Origin of the sequence: Streptomyces sp. NBC_00353 (assembly GCF_036108815.1) — a bacterium.
GTDB lineage: Bacteria > Actinomycetota > Actinomycetes > Streptomycetales > Streptomycetaceae > Streptomyces.
This window is the reverse complement of the sequence record NZ_CP107985.1, coordinates 3091273-3107751: the sequence shown is the minus strand read 5'-3', so window position 1 is coordinate 3107751 and position 16479 is coordinate 3091273. Positions and strand designations below refer to the sequence as shown.

General features: G+C 70.6%; 17 protein-coding genes. 8 read left to right on the top strand and 9 right to left on the bottom strand.

What is annotated here, in order from left to right; genetic code table 11:
• Positions 1-4: 4 nt before the first annotated feature.
• The 3 genes from OHA88_RS14225 to OHA88_RS14215 form a co-directional block, all read right to left on the bottom strand.
• The gene (locus OHA88_RS14225; RefSeq protein ID WP_328625792.1) at positions 5-1366 is read right to left on the bottom strand and encodes a DUF692 domain-containing protein; all 1362 of its coding nucleotides are present in this window, start codon (positions 1364-1366) and stop codon (positions 5-7) included.
• A gap of 113 nt (positions 1367-1479) precedes the next feature.
• Positions 1480-2217: a DUF4142 domain-containing protein gene (locus tag OHA88_RS14220; RefSeq protein ID WP_328629689.1), complete on the bottom strand. Its 738-nt coding sequence runs from the start codon at positions 2215-2217 to the stop codon at positions 1480-1482.
• A 164-nt stretch (positions 2218-2381) separates the two neighbouring features.
• Positions 2382-3167 (bottom strand): peptidyl-tRNA hydrolase, encoded by a 786-nt coding sequence (locus OHA88_RS14215; protein WP_328625791.1) that lies wholly within the window; start codon positions 3165-3167, stop codon positions 2382-2384.
• An 82-nt stretch (positions 3168-3249) separates the two neighbouring features.
• Here OHA88_RS14215 and OHA88_RS14210 point away from each other — a divergent pair, with 82 nt between their 5' ends.
• The 4 genes from OHA88_RS14210 (at position 3250) to OHA88_RS14195 (ending at position 5847) form a co-directional block, all read left to right on the top strand.
• Complete coding sequence (locus OHA88_RS14210) at positions 3250-3927, top strand: AIM24 family protein (protein ID WP_328625790.1); 678 nt, start codon at positions 3250-3252, stop codon at positions 3925-3927.
• Positions 3924-4808 (top strand): ABC transporter ATP-binding protein, encoded by an 885-nt coding sequence (locus OHA88_RS14205; protein ID WP_328629688.1) that lies wholly within the window; start codon positions 3924-3926, stop codon positions 4806-4808. The genes OHA88_RS14210 and OHA88_RS14205 overlap by 4 nt, the downstream gene beginning before the upstream one ends.
• Positions 4805-5476, top strand: coding sequence for an ABC transporter (locus tag OHA88_RS14200; RefSeq protein WP_328625789.1), 672 nt, complete (start codon positions 4805-4807; stop codon positions 5474-5476). The genes OHA88_RS14205 and OHA88_RS14200 overlap by 4 nt, the downstream gene beginning before the upstream one ends.
• 176 nt (positions 5477-5652) lie before the next feature.
• Positions 5653-5847 carry a hypothetical protein gene (locus tag OHA88_RS14195; protein WP_267000638.1) on the top strand — a complete coding sequence of 65 codons (195 nt, stop codon included), beginning with the start codon at positions 5653-5655 and terminating at the stop codon, positions 5845-5847.
• A 189-nt stretch (positions 5848-6036) separates the two neighbouring features.
• On the opposite strand, the gene OHA88_RS14190 is transcribed toward OHA88_RS14195, so the two are convergent.
• From OHA88_RS14190 to zapE, 3 genes are all read right to left on the bottom strand, one after another.
• Positions 6037-7416 carry an alkaline phosphatase PhoX gene (locus tag OHA88_RS14190; RefSeq protein WP_267000636.1) on the bottom strand — a complete coding sequence of 460 codons (1380 nt, stop codon included), beginning with the start codon at positions 7414-7416 and terminating at the stop codon, positions 6037-6039.
• Positions 7417-7542: 126 nt separating this feature from the next.
• On the bottom strand, positions 7543-7968 hold the full coding sequence (locus OHA88_RS14185; RefSeq protein WP_267000634.1) for an OsmC family protein: 426 nt from the start codon (positions 7966-7968) through the stop codon (positions 7543-7545).
• 39 nt (positions 7969-8007) lie between these two features.
• On the bottom strand, positions 8008-9099 hold the full coding sequence (gene zapE / locus OHA88_RS14180; protein WP_328625788.1) for a cell division protein ZapE: 1092 nt from the start codon (positions 9097-9099) through the stop codon (positions 8008-8010).
• Positions 9100-9135: 36 nt separating this feature from the next.
• Here zapE and OHA88_RS14175 point away from each other — a divergent pair, with 36 nt between their 5' ends.
• The 4 genes from OHA88_RS14175 to msrB all read left to right on the top strand — a co-directional run bounded on the left by OHA88_RS14175 (position 9136) and on the right by msrB (position 12354).
• A complete protein-coding gene (locus OHA88_RS14175; RefSeq protein WP_328625787.1) occupies positions 9136-9900 on the top strand; it encodes a pyrimidine reductase family protein in 765 nt (254 codons plus the stop codon).
• Between the two features lie 149 nt (positions 9901-10049).
• Positions 10050-10502: an indole-3-glycerol phosphate synthase gene (locus tag OHA88_RS14170; RefSeq protein ID WP_267000628.1), complete on the top strand. Its 453-nt coding sequence runs from the start codon at positions 10050-10052 to the stop codon at positions 10500-10502.
• A gap of 39 nt (positions 10503-10541) precedes the next feature.
• The gene (murC, locus tag OHA88_RS14165; RefSeq protein ID WP_328625786.1) at positions 10542-11936 is read left to right on the top strand and encodes a UDP-N-acetylmuramate--L-alanine ligase; all 1395 of its coding nucleotides are present in this window, start codon (positions 10542-10544) and stop codon (positions 11934-11936) included.
• A 10-nt stretch (positions 11937-11946) separates the two neighbouring features.
• Positions 11947-12354: a peptide-methionine (R)-S-oxide reductase MsrB gene (gene msrB / locus OHA88_RS14160; RefSeq protein WP_030979272.1), complete on the top strand. Its 408-nt coding sequence runs from the start codon at positions 11947-11949 to the stop codon at positions 12352-12354.
• Positions 12355-12393: 39 nt separating this feature from the next.
• Here msrB and OHA88_RS14155 read toward each other — a convergent pair whose 3' ends face one another.
• The 3 genes from OHA88_RS14155 to OHA88_RS14145 form a co-directional block, all read right to left on the bottom strand.
• Positions 12394-12855 (bottom strand): hypothetical protein, encoded by a 462-nt coding sequence (locus OHA88_RS14155; RefSeq protein ID WP_328625785.1) that lies wholly within the window; start codon positions 12853-12855, stop codon positions 12394-12396.
• A gap of 102 nt (positions 12856-12957) precedes the next feature.
• Complete coding sequence (locus tag OHA88_RS14150) at positions 12958-13725, bottom strand: SDR family NAD(P)-dependent oxidoreductase (RefSeq protein WP_328625784.1); 768 nt, start codon at positions 13723-13725, stop codon at positions 12958-12960.
• 211 nt (positions 13726-13936) lie between these two features.
• Positions 13937-16318, bottom strand: coding sequence for a hypothetical protein (locus OHA88_RS14145; protein ID WP_328625783.1), 2382 nt, complete (start codon positions 16316-16318; stop codon positions 13937-13939).
• Positions 16319-16479 lie beyond the last annotated feature (161 nt).

Sequence of the window (16479 nt, the reverse complement as noted above, 5' to 3'; positions counted from 1 at the left end):
CCGGTCACCTTCCGGCGATCGCGGCGCGGGCGGCCCGTACCAGCCGGGTGGTGCGACGGGGCGGCCTGGCGGCCGCACGGTCCTGCCACCAGTGGGTCAGCCGACGCCGGGCGGCGTCGTCAGCGGGCCGGCCGGTGATCAGCAGCTGTTCGGCGAAGTCCAGTGCGTCGCGCCGGTATCCGGCGGACATGGGGCGGGTCCTGGCGTACGAGAGGAAGGCGTCCCGGTAGCCGTCGCCGAGGATCCCGGGCAGCTCGGGCGCCACCTTGGCGACGACGTCGGCCCGCTTGGCGGCCAGGGCACGGCTCTGGATGCCCAGGCGACGGTGGTCGAAGCCCTCGGGGGCGGGGGTGCCGGCCACGAGGGCGGAGAGCAAGGCGGTCTGGGCGACGGCGGCGCGGTCGCGCGCTCCCTCGGTGGCGCCACCGGTGCCGGTGGCGGCAGTGTTGGCGTCGTCGGCGGGCTGGACCGGGGAGGTGGCCGGGGTGACGCCGCTGCCGTAGCCATACGCCCCCGCTTCGGACGTGGAGCCCGACCGGGCCTTCCCTACCGCTTCCAACGTGGCGCGGACAGCGGTCAGTTCGCCGGCCAGTTCCTCCGCCGGCGGGAAGTCGTCGTCGCGCTCGAGCAGAACGCCGGGCGGGGCGATCCGGGAGCGGAGTTCGGCGAGTACGTCCAGGACCGGCCGGGTCACCGGGTGGGCGTGGGTGTCGTGCCAGACGCCGTCCTTCTCGATGCCGCCCGCCACATGTACGTACGCGATCGCCTCCACCGGCAGCTCGTCGAGCGCCTTTGCGGGGTCCTCGCCACGGTTGACGTGGTTGGTGTGCAGGTTGGCGACATCGATCAGCAGGCGGACCCCGGTGCGCTCGACCAGTTCCGCCAGGAACTGGCCCTCTGTCAGCTCCTCACCGGGCCAGGCGATCAGCGCCGCGATGTTCTCCAGCGCCAGCGGCACCGGCAGCGAGTCCTGGGCGATCCGCACGTTCTCGCACAGGACGTCCAGCGCTTCCCAGGTCCTCGGTACGGGCAGCAGGTGGCCCGCTTCGAGCCTCGCGGACGCGGTGCGTGGCCCTCCGGCCCGCACGAACGCGATGTGCTCCGTGACCAGCGGCGTGCCCAGCAGCGCGGCCCGGGCGGCGAGGTCGGCGAGTCGGCCGGGGTCGGGGCGGTCGGCCCCGCCGAGGCCCAGCGAGACGCCGTGCGGGACGACGGTCACGCCGCGCGCGCGGAGCCGTACCAGGGAGTCGGGCAGATGGTCGGTGCAGAGGTTCTCTGCGACCGCCTCCACCCAGTCGATCCCCGGCAGCGCCTCCACCGCGTCCGCTATTTCCGGCCGCCAGCCGATACCGATGCCCAGCTCCATGGTGTCCCCCTCCTCCGCTCCGTGCAGGGGTAATGGCCCCGTCGGGCGGGGGCCAACCCGAAGAGGGGGACGTTCAGAGCAGGATTTGAGGTTCCGGCCCCGGTCGGGCCGGATCAGGGCATCGGCATGGTGGACGGACGCGAAGTGAACGACTGGTCCCCGGTCGGCTCCGCGGGCACCGGCTGGGCCGGCACCGTCCCGCCGGCCGGCGGGGGCGGCCCGGTCGGACTGGCCGTCGCTCCGGCCGCCGCGTCGCGCGCGATCGCGTCGAAGTCGACGAAGCCGGTGCCCTCCAGCATGTTGATGTGGTCCAGCACGGTCTGGTTGGTGTCGGTCGCCAGCTGACGGATCAGCGAATTCCGGGTCGTGGCCCGGACCTGGGCGACCAGGGCGAAGACCTTGCCGTGCGCGGCCCGCAGCAGATTGGCGAACTTGCGCTCGTACTCCTCGCCGCTCGCCGCAGTCAGCTCGCGCAGCCAGCCCTGCTGCTGCTCGTTCGGCTGGTTCGGCAGTTCCACCCCGAGCTTGGCGGCCACGTCCCGGGCCCGGCGGTCCAGATCCGTGTGCCCGACCACCAGATGGTCCCCGGCGGCCTTGACCGCCTCGCTCGGCGCACGCTCGATGGCCTGCTGTCCGGCGGGGAGCTCCCAGAGACCGGCCAGGCGCACCCTCACCAGGAAGTCCCGGTCGGTCGCGGAGAGCGGACCCCACTGGGTGGCGACGGACGACGCGTTGAGATTGGCCTGACCGGTGCCGGAACGGTCGGCGTAGGACCAGACGGGATAGGCGAGCGCGCCGAGCGTGGCGACAAGTGCCGCGATGATGAGGGCCGTTCCGTTGATGCGTCGCAACAAGGGTTTCTCCCGGGCCGAGGTGTGACGGCGTCGAATCAGCTGCCGGTTCCAACGACCGGCGCCTGGCTGGTCGTTCAAGATACTGGTCAGTAGTACCGGTGGGGCAGTATCGGGAGATACGCAGCGGCGCACCGGAGCGTTCAACGGCGCATGCCGGACGCTCAGCGACGCAGCGCCGGGTGGTCGGCGACCACCGTGCAGGACCCCGGAGCGATCTCCGTGAAGCCGGCGTCACGCACCACCGGAAGGCCGCTCACGGTGAGTTCCGCCCAGCGGGCGGCGTCCGGCGTGGCGACGGAGAGCGGGAACCCGGCCTCGCGCCATGCTTTGCGCTCCGTCTCCGACAGCTCCCACCAGGCGAGCTGTGCGCCGTGCCCGGCCTGCGCCATCTCCTTGCCCGCGGACATGCCGAGCTCCGGGTTCAGCCACAGCACCGGGCCGGACGGGTCGGGCGCGGCAGGCGGCTCGGGGTCGTCCAGGTCCGTGCCCGACACCTGGAGCTTGGCCAGCTCCTTCGGCCAGCCGTCCAGCGGCACCGGCGGGAACACCCGCACCTCGGCGCTCTCGCCCGTGACCGTGATGCCGGGAAGCGCGGACGCCTTGCGCCACTCCGCGCCGCGCGCGCGGCGCACGACCTTGCGGATCCGGGCGTCCTGCCAGTCGTGGATGGCCTGCGCCCACTCGCCCTCGCCGACGGACCGCTCGTCGGAGAGCATCACGAGGACGGCGCGGGCGGCGGTGCGCAGTGCGTCGGTGCGGGCCGGGGGGTCGGTCTTCTCGATGTGCACGACCAGCGGAAGTACGTACTGCGGGGCGTCGTCCCGGCTGTTCCGCTCGGACTGGAAGGGGGAGACGGACGTGGTCGTGGCGCCCGACCGGGCCGGGGAGTCCGACCGGGCCGAGGAGTCCGGCTGGGACAGGGGAGGGGAGGTGTCGTTGCTGCTCACTCGTCCAAGTCTGCCAGCCGTCCCTCTCCCGGGTTTCCCGGCTCCTTGGCGGAATGAATCGCTCCGGGTGAGGATGCACCGCATGAAGAGCGATCTCTTTTCCAGCGAGAACATGGTCAAGCCGGCAACCGCCCCCGGAATGACCCTGCAGAACAGCAAGTCCATCAAGTACGCCGTCAACGGCGAGATGCACGCACGCCAGGGATCGATGGTCGCCTTCCGCGGCGATCTGCAGTTCGAGCGCAAGGGCCAGGGCCTCGGCGGCATGCTCAAGCGTGCCGTCACCGGAGAGGGTCTGCCACTGATGGCGGTCCGCGGTCAGGGTGAGGCGTGGTTCGCCCACGAGGCCGCCAACTGCTTCATCGTGGAGATGGAACAGGGCGACGTCCTCACCATCAACGGTCGCAACGTCCTGTGTTTCGACGCCACTCTCTCGTACGAGATCAAGACGGTGAAGGGTGCCGGAATGACCGGCGGCGGAATCTTCAACAGCGTCTTCAGCGGCTACGGCAAGCTCGGCCTGATGTGTGAGGGGCATCCCATAGTGATCCCGGTCACAGCCCATCAGCCGGTGTGCGTCGACACGGACGCCGTGGTCGGCTGGAGCAGCCAACTGGCCACGTCGCTGCACCGCTCGCAGAGCTTCGGCTCGATGATCCGCGGGGGCTCCGGGGAGGCCGTCCAACTGAGGCTGGACGGCGAGGGGTTCGTGATCGTACGGCCCAGTGAGCTCAAGCCCGAGAAGGCATCGGCCAACTGAACCTGACCGGGGTGGGACGTCGCTACGGCCTCGGCGGACCATGGGTGCTGCGCGGGGTCGACCTCGACCTGCCCTCGCACACCCTGGTCCGGATCGAGGGGGCCAACGGATCGGGCAAATCAACCCTGCTGAGGCTGCTCGCGGGGATCGACGCCCCGACCGAGGGGCGGATCACCGGCCGCAGGCCGCGTACGGCCTACGTCCCCGAGCGCTTCCCGGCCGCGCTGCCCTTCACCGCGGCCGGGTACCTCGTCCACCTGGGCCGGATCCACGGCCTGCGCACCGCCGAGGCGACCGGGCGGGCGCAGGCGTGGCTGGCCCGGTTCGGGGCCGCCGACCACGCCCGTACGCCGCTGTCGGAACTCTCCAAGGGCACCAGCCAGAAGGTCGCCGTGGCCCAGGCCCTCCTGGCCGAACCGGAACTCCTGGTCCTGGACGAGGCATGGACCGGCCTGGACACCGCGGCCCGCGACGAACTGGATCGCGCCGTCACGGAACGGGTCACGGCCGGAGCCACCGTCGTCTTCGTCGACCATGATCCGCGCCGGCCGGCGGGCGTGATCGACGCCACCCACCGGGTCGAGGGGCTCGGGCTCGTCCGCGTAGCGCCGCGGGAGGCGGCGTCCGAGACCGAGACCGGCCCGTGGGTACGGATCGAGGTCACGGGTGCCTCCGGGGCCACCCTTCCGACTGGGCTGCCGGGCGCCCCGGCGCAGGAGCCCGGACCCGACGGCACCCTGCGGCTCACGGTCGCGGCCGTGCACTCGGACGCACTTCTGCGCGCCCTGCTGACGGCCCGCCCGCCGTGGCACATCCGGCAGCTGTCGGCAGCGGCAGCACCGGAACCGACGCCCCGGACCGAACCGTCCCGGATCCCATGACCGCGCTGATCCGCTACCAGGCCGCCCTGCTGCTCCGCTCCCAGCGCTGGCTCGCCCCCGTCCTCCTGTACGCGGTCTTCCTCGCCGTGGGAGTCCGGTCGGGGCAGCCCGTGCTCGACTCGCTCGGTTACGCCGCCGCCGCTCTCCTGCCCGTCACCGCCTGGCTCGTCCAGCTCTGCGCCACCCAGGAACCGCCCGCCGCCCGGACCGTCGCTGCCGCCGCCGTGACCGGGCAGCCGAAGGTCCATCTGGCGTCGCTGCTCACCGCTGTGGGCTGCGCCGGACTGCTGGGCACTGCGGCCACCGCGATCGTGCTGCTGATCAGCGATCCGGCCAACGCCGACCACACCGTCCGCGTCCCCCTGCTGCCCGCCGGACTCGCCGGGCTGCTGGCCACCGCCTGCTGCGCGTTGCTCGGAGCGGCGGTCGGCGCGCTGTGCACGCGCCCGGTGCTGCACCGCCGCGGCTGGTCGGTCGCGGCCACCGCGCTCGCTGCCCTGCTGTCCCTGGTGACCAGCGGCTCGCCCGCGAAGTACGCGGTCACGGGGCTGGTCACCGGATCGCTGACCGGGGCGGTCCACATTCCCGTCCTGCCGCTGATCTGCGCCGCTGCCGTGGCCGCCGCGGTGGGGACGGTCGTCTGCCGGCTCACTTCGCTGCGCGGGTGACCACGGGCTGTCGCGCAATCCCTGGCGGGCGCACGACGACAGCCACGGCACCTCGCCGCGTTGCCTGCCGGAAAGCCCGAACACGCCCCGGACGAGGACGCCCCTCCGCCGTGCGATGCACCGCATCCGACGCCGCGCGCCGATCCACCGGCGGGACAGCCCTTAGGCTCGTGTGCATGGACGAGTCGTACTGCGAGACGCCCGGCGCGAGGCCCGTGCCGGTGGCTTCCGACGCACCGGAATCGGGACCTCCGTACGCCGAGTGCGTGCTGTGCCGGGAGCCGACCGAGTATCCGGAGTCGGTCAAGGGGATCACGCTCTGCCCGGTCTGCGAGTGGCAGGAGGCGCAGCGCACGGCCTGCTCGGGCTGACGAGCCGGGTGCGGGTGCAGAAGAACACCGCGGGCGACATCGACAGCCACTCCTCCCCGGCTCCGACCGACCCGGCCACGGGAGACCCCGAGGGTCCTTCACCAACTGGTGGGCGCCGCGGACCGATCCGGTACGGGGGCGGCGGACGGTGCCGCCCGCCGTCCCGTACCGCTCAGCGCATCAGTCGCATCAGCGCCAAGGGCCCGTCACGGCGAACGTCGTCCCGGGCGTGTAGCAGTTCACGAACATCGTTCCGCCGTCCGGCGCGAACGTGACCCCGGCGAACTCGCCCCACTCCGGCTCCTGGGGCGTACCGATGTTCTGCCGGCCGCGCGCCATCGCGTACACCTCGCCGCTCCGCGTCACACCGAACACATGCTGGGCGCCGTTGCCGTCCTCGCACACCATCAGCCCGCCGTCGGACGACAGGCAGATGTTGTCGGGGGACTCGCCGGGCAGCTGGACATCCGTACCGGGGCCGAAGACGACCACCAGGGTGAGGCGGCGGCGCTTCGGTTCGTACCGCCACACCTGGCCGAAGTGGTCGGCTGCCGAGCCCGCCGCACTCTGCGCGAAGCTGGAGACGAAGTAGACCGACGAGCCGCCCCAGTAGCAGCCCTCCAGCTTCTGGGCGTGTGTGATGCCCTTGGGGCCGAAGTCCTGCAGCCGGATGGGCGTCCCCGCGGCCTGCGGATCCGGTACGGGGACCCACTCGATCCGGTCGAAGCTCGCACCGGTCTCCTGGATGACGGAGAGGTCGGGGACGCCGGGCACCCGCATGGCCTGCAGTTCGCCGCCGGCCCGCAAGGAGCCCGTGCCGCCCAGTGGTTTCTCCGGCAGGAAGCGGTAGAAGAGCCCGAACGGCTTCTCGAACGCGTCCTCCGTCTCGTAGACGATCCCGTTGTTCGGATCGATCGCGATCGCCTCGTGCTGGAACCGGCCCATCGCGGTGAGCGGCACGGCTCCGGTGCGGTGCGGGTCGGCGCCGTCCACCTCGAAGATGAAGCCGTGGTCCTTGGTGTAGCCGTTGGTGCCGGCCCGGTCCTCGGTCTCCTCGCAGGTCAGCCAGGTGTTCCAAGGGGTGCGGCCGCCCGCGCAGTTCACCGCCGTGCCGGCGATGGCCACGCGTTCGCCGAGAACGGCGCCGCGGCTGTCGAGCTCCAGTGCTGTGCAGCCGCCCTTGCCCATCGGGTCGTAGGTGAGGCCTTCGACGGCCGGGACCGCGATCTTCGCGGTGACCCGGTTCTCGTGGTTGCGGACGAGATGGACGCGGCCCCGGTGGCCGGCGAAGGCGGCCATGCCGTCGTGGTTGCTGGGGACCGGGCCCTCGCCGGAGCGGAGCCGGTCGCCCTCCCGGGACAGCACCCGGTAGCGGAAGCCCTTCGGTAGATCGAGCAGGCCGTCCGGGTCGGGGACCAGCGGTCCGTAGCCGCTGTGGCCACGGGCGGCGGCGGTGCCCGCGAAGAGTTCGGAGAAGGCCCCGGCGAAGGCGATCGAGACAGCGGTCGCACCGCTGCCGGCCAGGACCTGTCGTCGTGTTGCGAGTCGTCGTGCTGGTGCAGATGACATGAGGCAACTCCCTGCTGGCGGACAGGAGAAGTGACCCGCATGTGTGTACCACGCGTATCGCCGCACGGGAACCATGCGGGCCACTGTGCCTGGTGGCGCGTCGCGGGCCTGCCGTGGCCCGTGAGGTCAGACGAGCGAAGCGGTCAGCGTGATCGTCGTGCCCGTGAGCGCCTGGCTGACCGGGCAGTTAGCCTTGGCGTCCTCGGCCGCCTTGACGAAGCCCGCCTCGTCGAGACCGGGCACCTCGCCCTGCACGGTGAGGTGGATGCCGGTGATGCCGGTGCCGGGCTGGAAGGTGACCTCGGCCTGGGTGTTCAGCCGGGTCGGCGCATTGCCGGCCGTGGTCAGACCGTTGGACAGCGCCATCGAGAAGCAGCTGGAGTGCGCCGCCGCGATGAGCTCCTCCGGGCTGGTCTTGCCGTTCGCCTTTTCCGCGCGGGACGGCCACGACACCGCGTACTCCCCGATGCCGGAGGAGTCGAAGGTGACAACGCCCTCGCCCTCGATCAGGTTGCCTTCCCAGACCGTGTGCGCCTGACGCGTGGTTGCCATGCTGGTTCCCTTCGGATGATGGAGTTACCGCATCCGAACCTACTGCGCCACCAGTCCCTTTGCGTCGCGCGCCAGCGCCGTCAGCCGGGAGATCGCCCGGAAGTACTTCTTCCGGTACCCCCCGTTCAGCATCTCGTCACTGAACAGCCGGTCGAACGGGAGCCCGGAGGCGAGCACCGGTATCTCGCGGTCGTACAGCCGGTCGGCGAGCACCACGAGCCGCAGCGCCGTCGACTGGTCCGGCACCGGTTGCACGTCGGTGAGGCAGACCGCCCGAATGCCGTCCGTCAGCGCGCCGTACCGGCTCGGATGGACACGGGCCAGATGGTCGAGCAGCGACGGGAAGTCGTCCAGGCTCGCGCCCTCGGTGGCGTACGCCGCCCTGGTGACCTGCTCGTCGGAGTACGGCGCGGGGGCCTCGGGCAGTCCACGGTGCCGGTAGTCCTCGCCGTCGATCCGCAGCGGGCGGAAGTGCGAGGACAGACCCTGGATCTCCCGCAGGAAGTCGGCGGCGGCGAAGCGCCCCTCGCCGAGCTTGCCGGGCAGCGTGTTGGAGGTGGCGGCCAGCGCGACCCCCGCCTCGACCAGCCTGCTGAGCAGCGACGACACGAGGACGGTGTCGCCCGGGTCGTCGAGTTCGAACTCGTCGATGCAGAGCAGCCGGTGCCCGCTGAGTGTCTGCACGGTCTGCTGGAAGCCCAGGGCGCCCACCAGGTTTGTCAGCTCCACGAAGGTGCCGAACGCCTTGAGCGACGGGGCGGCGGGCGTGGCGTGCCAGAGCGAGGCCAGCAGGTGCGTCTTGCCCACGCCGTAACCGCCGTCGAGATACACGCCGAGCGGCCCGGCCACCGGTGCAGCCTTCCTGCTGAACCACTTGCGCTTGCCCGCACCCGTGGCGTGCGCACCGCCGAGCCCGGTCGCGAACCCGCTGAGGACCTTGACCGCCTCGACCTGACTGGGCTGGTCGGGGTCGGGGACGTACGTGTCGAAGCGCACCGTGTCGAAGCGCGGCGGCGGCACCATCTCGGCGACCAGACGGTCGGCAGGGACGTGCGGCTCAAGGGCGCACAGGGACAGCGGGGCCGTTTCGGCTATGGGACTCTGCCCAGGCACGGCGGTGGAGGACGACACAACTGTCAAGCTTAAGCGCCGTGCGAGACTGCACGAATGCGACGCCTCTTCCCTGTGACCGACCAGACACCGGCTGCCGAAGCAGGGGAGTGGAGTCTGGACGAGCTGGCCGACGCCTATGCGTACCCCGAAGGGGACGGCCCGTGGCTGCGCGCCAACATGGTCTCCACGCTCGACGGCGCCGCCCAGCACGACGGCCGCTCGCAGCCGATCTCCTGCGAGACGGACATGCGGATCTTCGGTACGTTGCGCGGCCTGGCCGATGTCGTCGTGGTGGGTGCGGAGACCGTGCGCATGGAGGGCTACCGGCCGGCCCGGGCCCGGGAGGCCTTCGCCGCGCGGCGGGCGGCGGCCGGGCAGGGGCCCGCCCCGGCGATCGCCGTGGTCAGCGGCAGCCTGGATCTGGACTTCTCGCTTCCGCTGTTCGTCTCGCCGCTCGTCCCGACCCTCGTCCTCACCGGCAACGGCGTGCCGCCGGATCGGATCGAAGCGGCCCGGAAGGCGGGCGCCGAGGTGGTGACCGCGGGGGAGGGCTCCCGGGTGGACCCCGCCAGGGCCGTACGGGAACTCGCGGACCGCGGGCTCAAGCGGCAGCTGGCGGAGGGCGGACCCCGGCTGCTCGGTCAGTTCATCGCTGCCGGGGTGCTGGACGAGCTGTGTCTGACCCTCTCGCCGATGCTGACCGCCGGGGACGCCCAGCGGATCGCCGGAGGTCCGGCGGTGGCGGTACCGGAACGATTCACCCTGGCGTCGCTGCTGGAGGAGGCCGGGTTCCTCTTCACTCGGTACCGTCGGATCTGACAATCATCGGAATATCCCGTTCCGGTTAGCTTCCGGTGGGCACAATAGCTCTCGCAGTCCCCGTGCCGGCACGGGGAAGGACGGTTTCGGCAGCGGCCTGCGACGGTCGATGGAACAGAAGGGCGCCTGTGGTGTTCACCAGCGTTTTGATGATCGAGAAGCCCCTCACTTCCGAGGACGTCGAGTTCGTCACCACCCTCCACGGGGACGAGGGGACCTCGTTCGTCGTACTGATGCAGCCGCGCGGTGACCAGGCCGACGTACTGCTGCGCGCCATCGACGACGTGGCGATCGGCGAGCTGAAGGAAGCGGCCCGCGAGCTCGGGGAGCCCGAGGGCAAGGACGCCAGGCAGTCCGCCGAGCTGGCCCTCGAGGTCTCGCTCGCCGCGCTGCGCAAGGCGGGCTCCGAAGCGGTCGGACAGGTGGTCGAGGACCACCCGCTGGACAAGCTGAAATCCGTGGTCGACGAGGCGGGGGCCGACGAGGTCATCGTGCTGACCGCCCCGCACTACGTGGAGGAGTTCTTCCACCGTGACTGGGCGTCCAGGGCCCGGCACAAGGTCGGCGTACCTGTGCTCAAACTCTTCGCGCACAGCGAATAGGCTGGGGGCGTCGCACCACAACTTTTGGGAGATACGCGCATGGCACCCGGTATTCCTGCCGCCATGGAACGACCGCACTTCATCGGCATCGGCGGCGCCGGAATGTCGGGCATCGCGAAGATCCTCGCCCGGCGCGGCGCGAAGGTCGCGGGCAGCGACGCCAAGGAGTCCGGCACGGCCGAGGCCCTGCGGGCACTGGGCGTGACCGTCCACATCGGGCACGCCGCCGGTCATCTGGCGGACGACGCGTCCTGCGTGGTCGTCTCCAGTGCCATCCGCGCCGACAACCCGGAGCTGCTGCGCGCCGCCGAGCTGTCGATCCCGGTCGTGCACCGATCGGACGCGCTCGCCTCGCTGATGCAGGGCCTGCGCGCCATCGCCGTCGCCGGCACCCACGGCAAGACGACCACCACGTCGATGCTGGCCGTCGCCCTCTCCGAGCTGGGCCTCGACCCGTCGTACGCCATCGGCGGCGACCTGGCGGGGCCCGGCACCAACGCGACGCACGGTGAGGGCGACATCTTCGTCGCCGAGGCCGACGAGAGCGACCGCAGCTTCCAGAAGTACGACCCCGAGGTCGCGATCGTCCTCAACGTGGAGCTGGACCACCACGCGAATTACGCCTCGATGGACGAGATCTACGACTCCTTCGAGACGTTCGTCGGGAAGATCGTCCCCGGTGGCACCCTGGTCGTCTCCGCGGACCAGTCCGGCGCGGTCGAGCTGACGAGGCGCGTACGCGACCTCTCCTCCCTCAACATCGTCACGTACGGCGAGTCCGAGACCGCCGACGTACGCGTCCACAAGATCACCCCGCGCGGTCTGACCAGCGAAGTCACGGTCGTCCTGAACGGCAAGTTCCTCACGTTCACGGTCTCCGTCCCGGGCAGCCACTACGCCCACAACGCGGTCGCCGCCCTGGCCGCCGGTGTCGCACTGGGCATCCCGGCCCACAACCTGGCCTCCGCGCTCGGCAAGTACACCGGGGTCAAGCGCCGCCTCCAGCTCAAGGGCGAGGCGGCGGGCGTCCAGGTCATCGACTCGTACGCGCACCACCCGACGGAGATGACCGCCGACCTCGAAGCGATGCGCGGCGCCGCTTCCGACGCGCGCCTCCTGGTCGTCTTCCAGCCGCACCTCTTCTCCCGCACCCAGGAGCTCGGTACGGAGATGGGCCAGGCCCTCGCCCTCGCCGACGCCTCCGTGGTCCTGGACATCTACCCGGCCCGTGAGGACCCGATCCCGGGCGTCACCAGCACCCTGATCATCGACGCGGCGAAGGCGGCCGGCGCCGACGTCACCGCCGTCCACGACAAGGCGGCGGTCCCCGAGGTCGTCGCGGGAATGGCGAAGCCCGGTGACCTCGTTCTCACGATGGGCGCGGGCGACGTCACGGACCTCGGCCCGCAGATCCTGGACCACCTGTCGAGCTGAGGGAGCCACCGTGTCGTACGACATCGAGAAGCCGGACGAGGAATGGCGGGCGGAGCTGACGCCCGCGGAGTACGCGGTCCTGCGCCAGGCCGGCACCGAACCGGCCTTCGTCGGTGAGTACACCGACACCAAGACGGCCGGCGTCTACTCGTGCCGGGCGTGTGGCGCCGAGCTGTTCCGCTCGGACACGAAGTTCGAGTCGCACTGCGGCTGGCCGTCCTTCTACGATCCGAAGGACACGGACGCGGTCGAGCTGATCCAGGACCGCAGCCTCGGCATGGTCCGGACCGAGGTGCGGTGCGCGCGCTGCGGCTCGCACCTGGGGCACGTCTTCGAGGGCGAGGGGTACCCCACGCCGACCGACCAGCGGTACTGCATCAACTCGATCTCGCTGCGCCTGGCGCCGGACGAGAGCTGACGCGACGCCCGGCCGCGGGGCGCATCCGCCCGCAGCCGGTCAGTCGTCCTCGGAGGTCTCGGGGCGCAGCAGGGGGTGGGCGACGCCGGGGAACACCCGCGCCCTGACCACCGGCTCCGCCGCCCCGCCCTGAACCACTGTCTCGGCGACGCCCCAGGGGCGGCCGCGCAGGACGACGGTCAGCGTGTACGAGGAGGAGCAGCCCAGGCAGTCGTACCGGTCCGCCCACGTCTCCACGTCGGTGACGCTGCCGGGGTAGCGCGCCACGTGCCGGTGCCGGGCGTGACAGCGTTCGCACGTCTCGCCCGGCTCGCAGGTCCCGCCGCAGGGGCACGGCACATCGAGCGAGTCCGCCGGGTGCCAGCGCTGGGTGAGGACGGCGTCACGGGTGGCGCCCATGTCCTTCATCGCCTTGAGATTGCGGGCGGCGACGTTGTACGACTCGCCGGTGGCGGCCATCCGGTCGCGGATGACGTCCTTGCGTCCGCGGTTCGTCGTCATGAGCTCCTCCTGGGTATACGCAGCCCGCCAGGAGGCCCACGAAATCGGTACGTCCCACGGTACCCGGCGCCCCGGGCGGCGCGTGACACACGCCCGGCCGTCTCAGTCCACCGGCCCGCCCGCCACGTAGATCACCTGGCCGGAGACGAACCCCGCCCCGGGGCTCACGAGGTAGGACGCCGTATGGGCGATGTCCTCCGGCTGACCCACTCGCCCGACCGGAATGGACTGCGCCGCGTTGCGCTGGAACTCCTCGAAGCCGAGACCCAGCCGGCGGGCCGAGGTCCTGGTCATGTCGCTCACCACGAAGCCCGGGGCGATGGCGTTGGCCGTGATGCCGTGCCGGCCGAGCTGCAGGGCGAGCGACTTGGTGAAGCCGAGCAGACCCGCCTTCGCGCTGGCGTAGTCGACACGCGCGGCGTCGCCGACCGCGGAGATGCTCGACATGGTGACGATCCGCCCCCAGCCGGCCGCGATCATGTGTGGGGTGACGGCCCGGGTGAAGAAGAACGGGCCGCGCAGATTGACCCCCAGGACCGTGTCCCACTGCTCCGTGGTCATCTCCACGAGGTCGGCACGGGGACCGACACCGGCGTTGTTGACCAGCACTGTCGGCGGACCCAGCTCGGTGGTGACCCGGGCGACGGCGGCGGTCACCGCGGCCTCGTCCGCGACATCGGCGGCGACCGCCACCGCCGACCCGCCGTCGCTCCTGATGGCCTCCACCGTCCCTGCGCAGTCCGCCTCGTCCAGGTCGATCACGCCGACCGCCAGGCCGTCATGGGCCAGCCGCCTGGCCACCGCGGCACCGATGCCGCGTGCCGCGCCGGTGACAATCGCCGTGCGTCGTACCTCAGTTGTGAATGTCATGGGCTGAAGTTCACGGCATGGGCGCGCTGCTGCCAACCGAATTGGGCCCGGGGTCAACGATCGGCCCTCACAGAGATGGCGCACCGCCGACCACCAACCGTGACCGGACAGCTGCCGACACCACTGAGCCGGCCAGGAGGAAGGCCCCGCCCTCTCCTGGATGGAGGGGGCGGGGCCTGTGCTGTGCGCGTCCCGGCGTGGGGTGTGACCCCTAGCTGCCGGCAGCCCTACGGCGGCGCATCCACCAGGTCAGGCCCGCTCCGCCGACGGCGAGTGCCGCGGCGAGTGAGGCGATCGGACCGATGGGGGTGTCGGAGCCGGTGTCGGCGAGGTCGCCGTCCGGGTCCTTCGGAGCGCCGGTGGGGGCGGGGGTGTGGCTGTCGGAAGGTTCCGGTGCCGGGGTGGTGGGCGTGTGGGTCGGCTTGCCGGTGGGTTTGCCCGTGTCGGTCGGCTTCGGGCCCGGGGTGTTGCCCCCGCCGCCGTTGTCGACCTGGCCGGAGCTGGAGCCGCCGAACATGACGGTGTTGCTGTTGCGGTAGGTGACCGTGGTGGTCCTGGAGGTCTTGGTGGTGGTGTCCGTCCTGGGGTGCTGGAGCTTGAACTCCACCTTGGAGATGTTGCGCTTCGGGGCCTTGGAGAAGTCGACGCCGCCCATGATGCAGGTCTTGTTCTGGCCGTCGACCTGGCAGGGGTAGCTGTAGTCGCCCTGCGTGTACGACTTCATGTAGTCGTCCCACGTCTGCTTCGGGGTCCAGGTCCTGGCCTTGCCCCGCAGCGGCCACCGGGCCACGTCGTTGCTGTTGATGATGGGCCGGAAGTCGGTGACGTGGTCCTTGTCCTGGGTGCGGACGTACTCGGCCGCGACGCGGGCGTTGTAGACGCGGCGCAGGTCGGCGTACGCGCTCCCGCTGTTGACCTTCTTCTCGACGTCGGGGATCACGTACTGCTCGACCAGGCGCTGTGAGGTGTCGATCTGGGCCTCGGTCAGGTCGCACTTGCCGTTGGGGCTGGGGTAGTTGACCTTCTGGGGTTCGGCGTTGACCTTCAGCGGCGCGTCCAGGATGTACAGGCCGTTGTTGTCGGCGCGGACCTTGGCGGTCTTGGGTACGATCCACAGCCGGATCTGGTGCCCGCAGGGGATGTTCGCGGCCGTCATGGCATCCCAGTACTGCTTGCCGATGCCGCTGCGCGGGTCCATGTCACGCGCGTAGTCGTGCTTCATCTCCAGGTCGGCCTGAAGCAGGACACGTCCGGCGTCGGTCTTCCCGAACGTCTTGTCCATGATCTTGTCGGGCTGGTCCGGGTTGAGGTTGACCCAGAACTTGTCCGGCGTCAGCGCGAGCCAGGCGAACATCGCATCGGAGGAGAGCTGGAGGCGCTGCTCACCGCCCCAGCCGGGGTTCTTGTCCTCGTCCTCGACCATGTCGGCCTTGAAGGAGTAGTCGAGACCCTTGCCCTTGGTCGGGTTGCCGACGTACTGAAGCTCCAGGGTGGAGAAGTCGATGCCCCCGGGCCGTCCGAAGCCGCCACGGGTGTTGACCTGGTTGTACTGGTGCTGGAGCTTGCGTGCCTGCTCAGGGGTCTTCGCCGAGCGCCACACGTCGTCGTGCAGCGGGCCGTAGGAGCCGGCGCGGCGCGGGTCGGGGTTGAAGACCTTGTCGTAGCGGGTGTACTTGTTCGGCTTCCAGCGGGCATGGCCGTTGGCACGCTGCTCGCGGATGGTGGCCTGGGGGAGGTTCGAGCCGCGTTCGCTCTGGAGCTGCCGGTTCAGGGACGCGTACTGGCGTTTGGTGTTGCCGGTGGTCTCGTCGCCGGTGATCAGGCGGAGCTTGTGGTCGGCGTACTCCTTGTTGCGCAGGACGTGCTTGTCCCAGCGGAGCTGTTCGGCGATGTGCTTGCCGTTGGACTTGAACTCGACGAACTCTTTGGTCTTGGCGTTGTAGGCGTCGTACTTGCGGACCGCCTGCTCACCGGTCCTGGGGTTGATGACCGCCTTGCCGTTCTTGTCGAAGACCGGCACTTCCTTCTGGCAGATCCAGTCCGGTCCGACGAGCTTGAACTGCTTGACGACGCGGGATTCGAAGCCGTCGCCCTTGCGCTGGTTGGCCTCGTTGCCGATGACCCTCTGGTCGATCCAGAGGCGGAAGTCCTTCATCTTCCGAGGGCCGTTGCCGATGAGCTGCTTGTGGAAGCGGGCGTAGATCTCCAGGGCCCGGTACTGCGGGTCACCGGTCTGGGCGTACTTCTTCTTCCACTTCTGGACGTCCGCGTCGGTCTTGCCGGCGGCGTTCAGCTTGGCCTGGTCCGGCGTGGGCATCCCGTCGAAGGCGTGGGAGGGGTTGTCGAAGAAGTAGTCGCCCCAGGTGTTCTCGGGGTTCTGGCTGTAAGGGGTGTTCTTGCCCTGGATGCCGCGGGCCTCGTCCATGTTGTATTTGCGGCCGAGGAACTTCTCGTCGCAGCGGATCTTGCCCGGTGCGGCGTCGGCCGTGCCCTGTAGGGCGGGCAGGCCGGTGACGATGAGTCCGGCTGCGGCTGCCGTGGCGAAGCAGGCGGCCAGCCGGAGCCGTAAGCGTGATCGTATGGAGGTACTCACGTGTGTCTGTCCCTGTGGGGGGCTCATGGGACATGGAGTTGGACGGTGGGGCCCCCGTGCTTGCCACCGTCCAGCCCCACACCCTAGAGCTTCATGTGCCGGCTGATACAACGGGTTGTTGAGGTTCGGCGTGTCAACTGGTGTGACAGGAAGGACAGTTC

Coding starts and splice junctions, on each gene's coding strand:
- OHA88_RS14200 (WP_328625789.1), top strand. CDS start 4,805: ATGACCGCGCTGATCCGCTACCAGGCCGCCCTGCTGCTCCGCTCCCAG.
- OHA88_RS14225 (WP_328625792.1), bottom strand. CDS start 1,366: ATGGAGCTGGGCATCGGTATCGGCTGGCGGCCGGAAATAGCGGACGCG.
- OHA88_RS14210 (WP_328625790.1), top strand. CDS start 3,250: ATGAAGAGCGATCTCTTTTCCAGCGAGAACATGGTCAAGCCGGCAACC.
- OHA88_RS14155 (WP_328625785.1), bottom strand. CDS start 12,855: ATGACGACGAACCGCGGACGCAAGGACGTCATCCGCGACCGGATGGCC.
- OHA88_RS14150 (WP_328625784.1), bottom strand. CDS start 13,725: ATGACATTCACAACTGAGGTACGACGCACGGCGATTGTCACCGGCGCG.
- OHA88_RS14170 (WP_267000628.1), top strand. CDS start 10,050: ATGATCGAGAAGCCCCTCACTTCCGAGGACGTCGAGTTCGTCACCACC.
- OHA88_RS14190 (WP_267000636.1), bottom strand. CDS start 7,416: ATGTCATCTGCACCAGCACGACGACTCGCAACACGACGACAGGTCCTG.
- OHA88_RS14185 (WP_267000634.1), bottom strand. CDS start 7,968: ATGGCAACCACGCGTCAGGCGCACACGGTCTGGGAAGGCAACCTGATC.
- OHA88_RS14195 (WP_267000638.1), top strand. CDS start 5,653: ATGGACGAGTCGTACTGCGAGACGCCCGGCGCGAGGCCCGTGCCGGTG.
- murC (WP_328625786.1), top strand. CDS start 10,542: ATGGCACCCGGTATTCCTGCCGCCATGGAACGACCGCACTTCATCGGC.
- OHA88_RS14175 (WP_328625787.1), top strand. CDS start 9,136: ATGCGACGCCTCTTCCCTGTGACCGACCAGACACCGGCTGCCGAAGCA.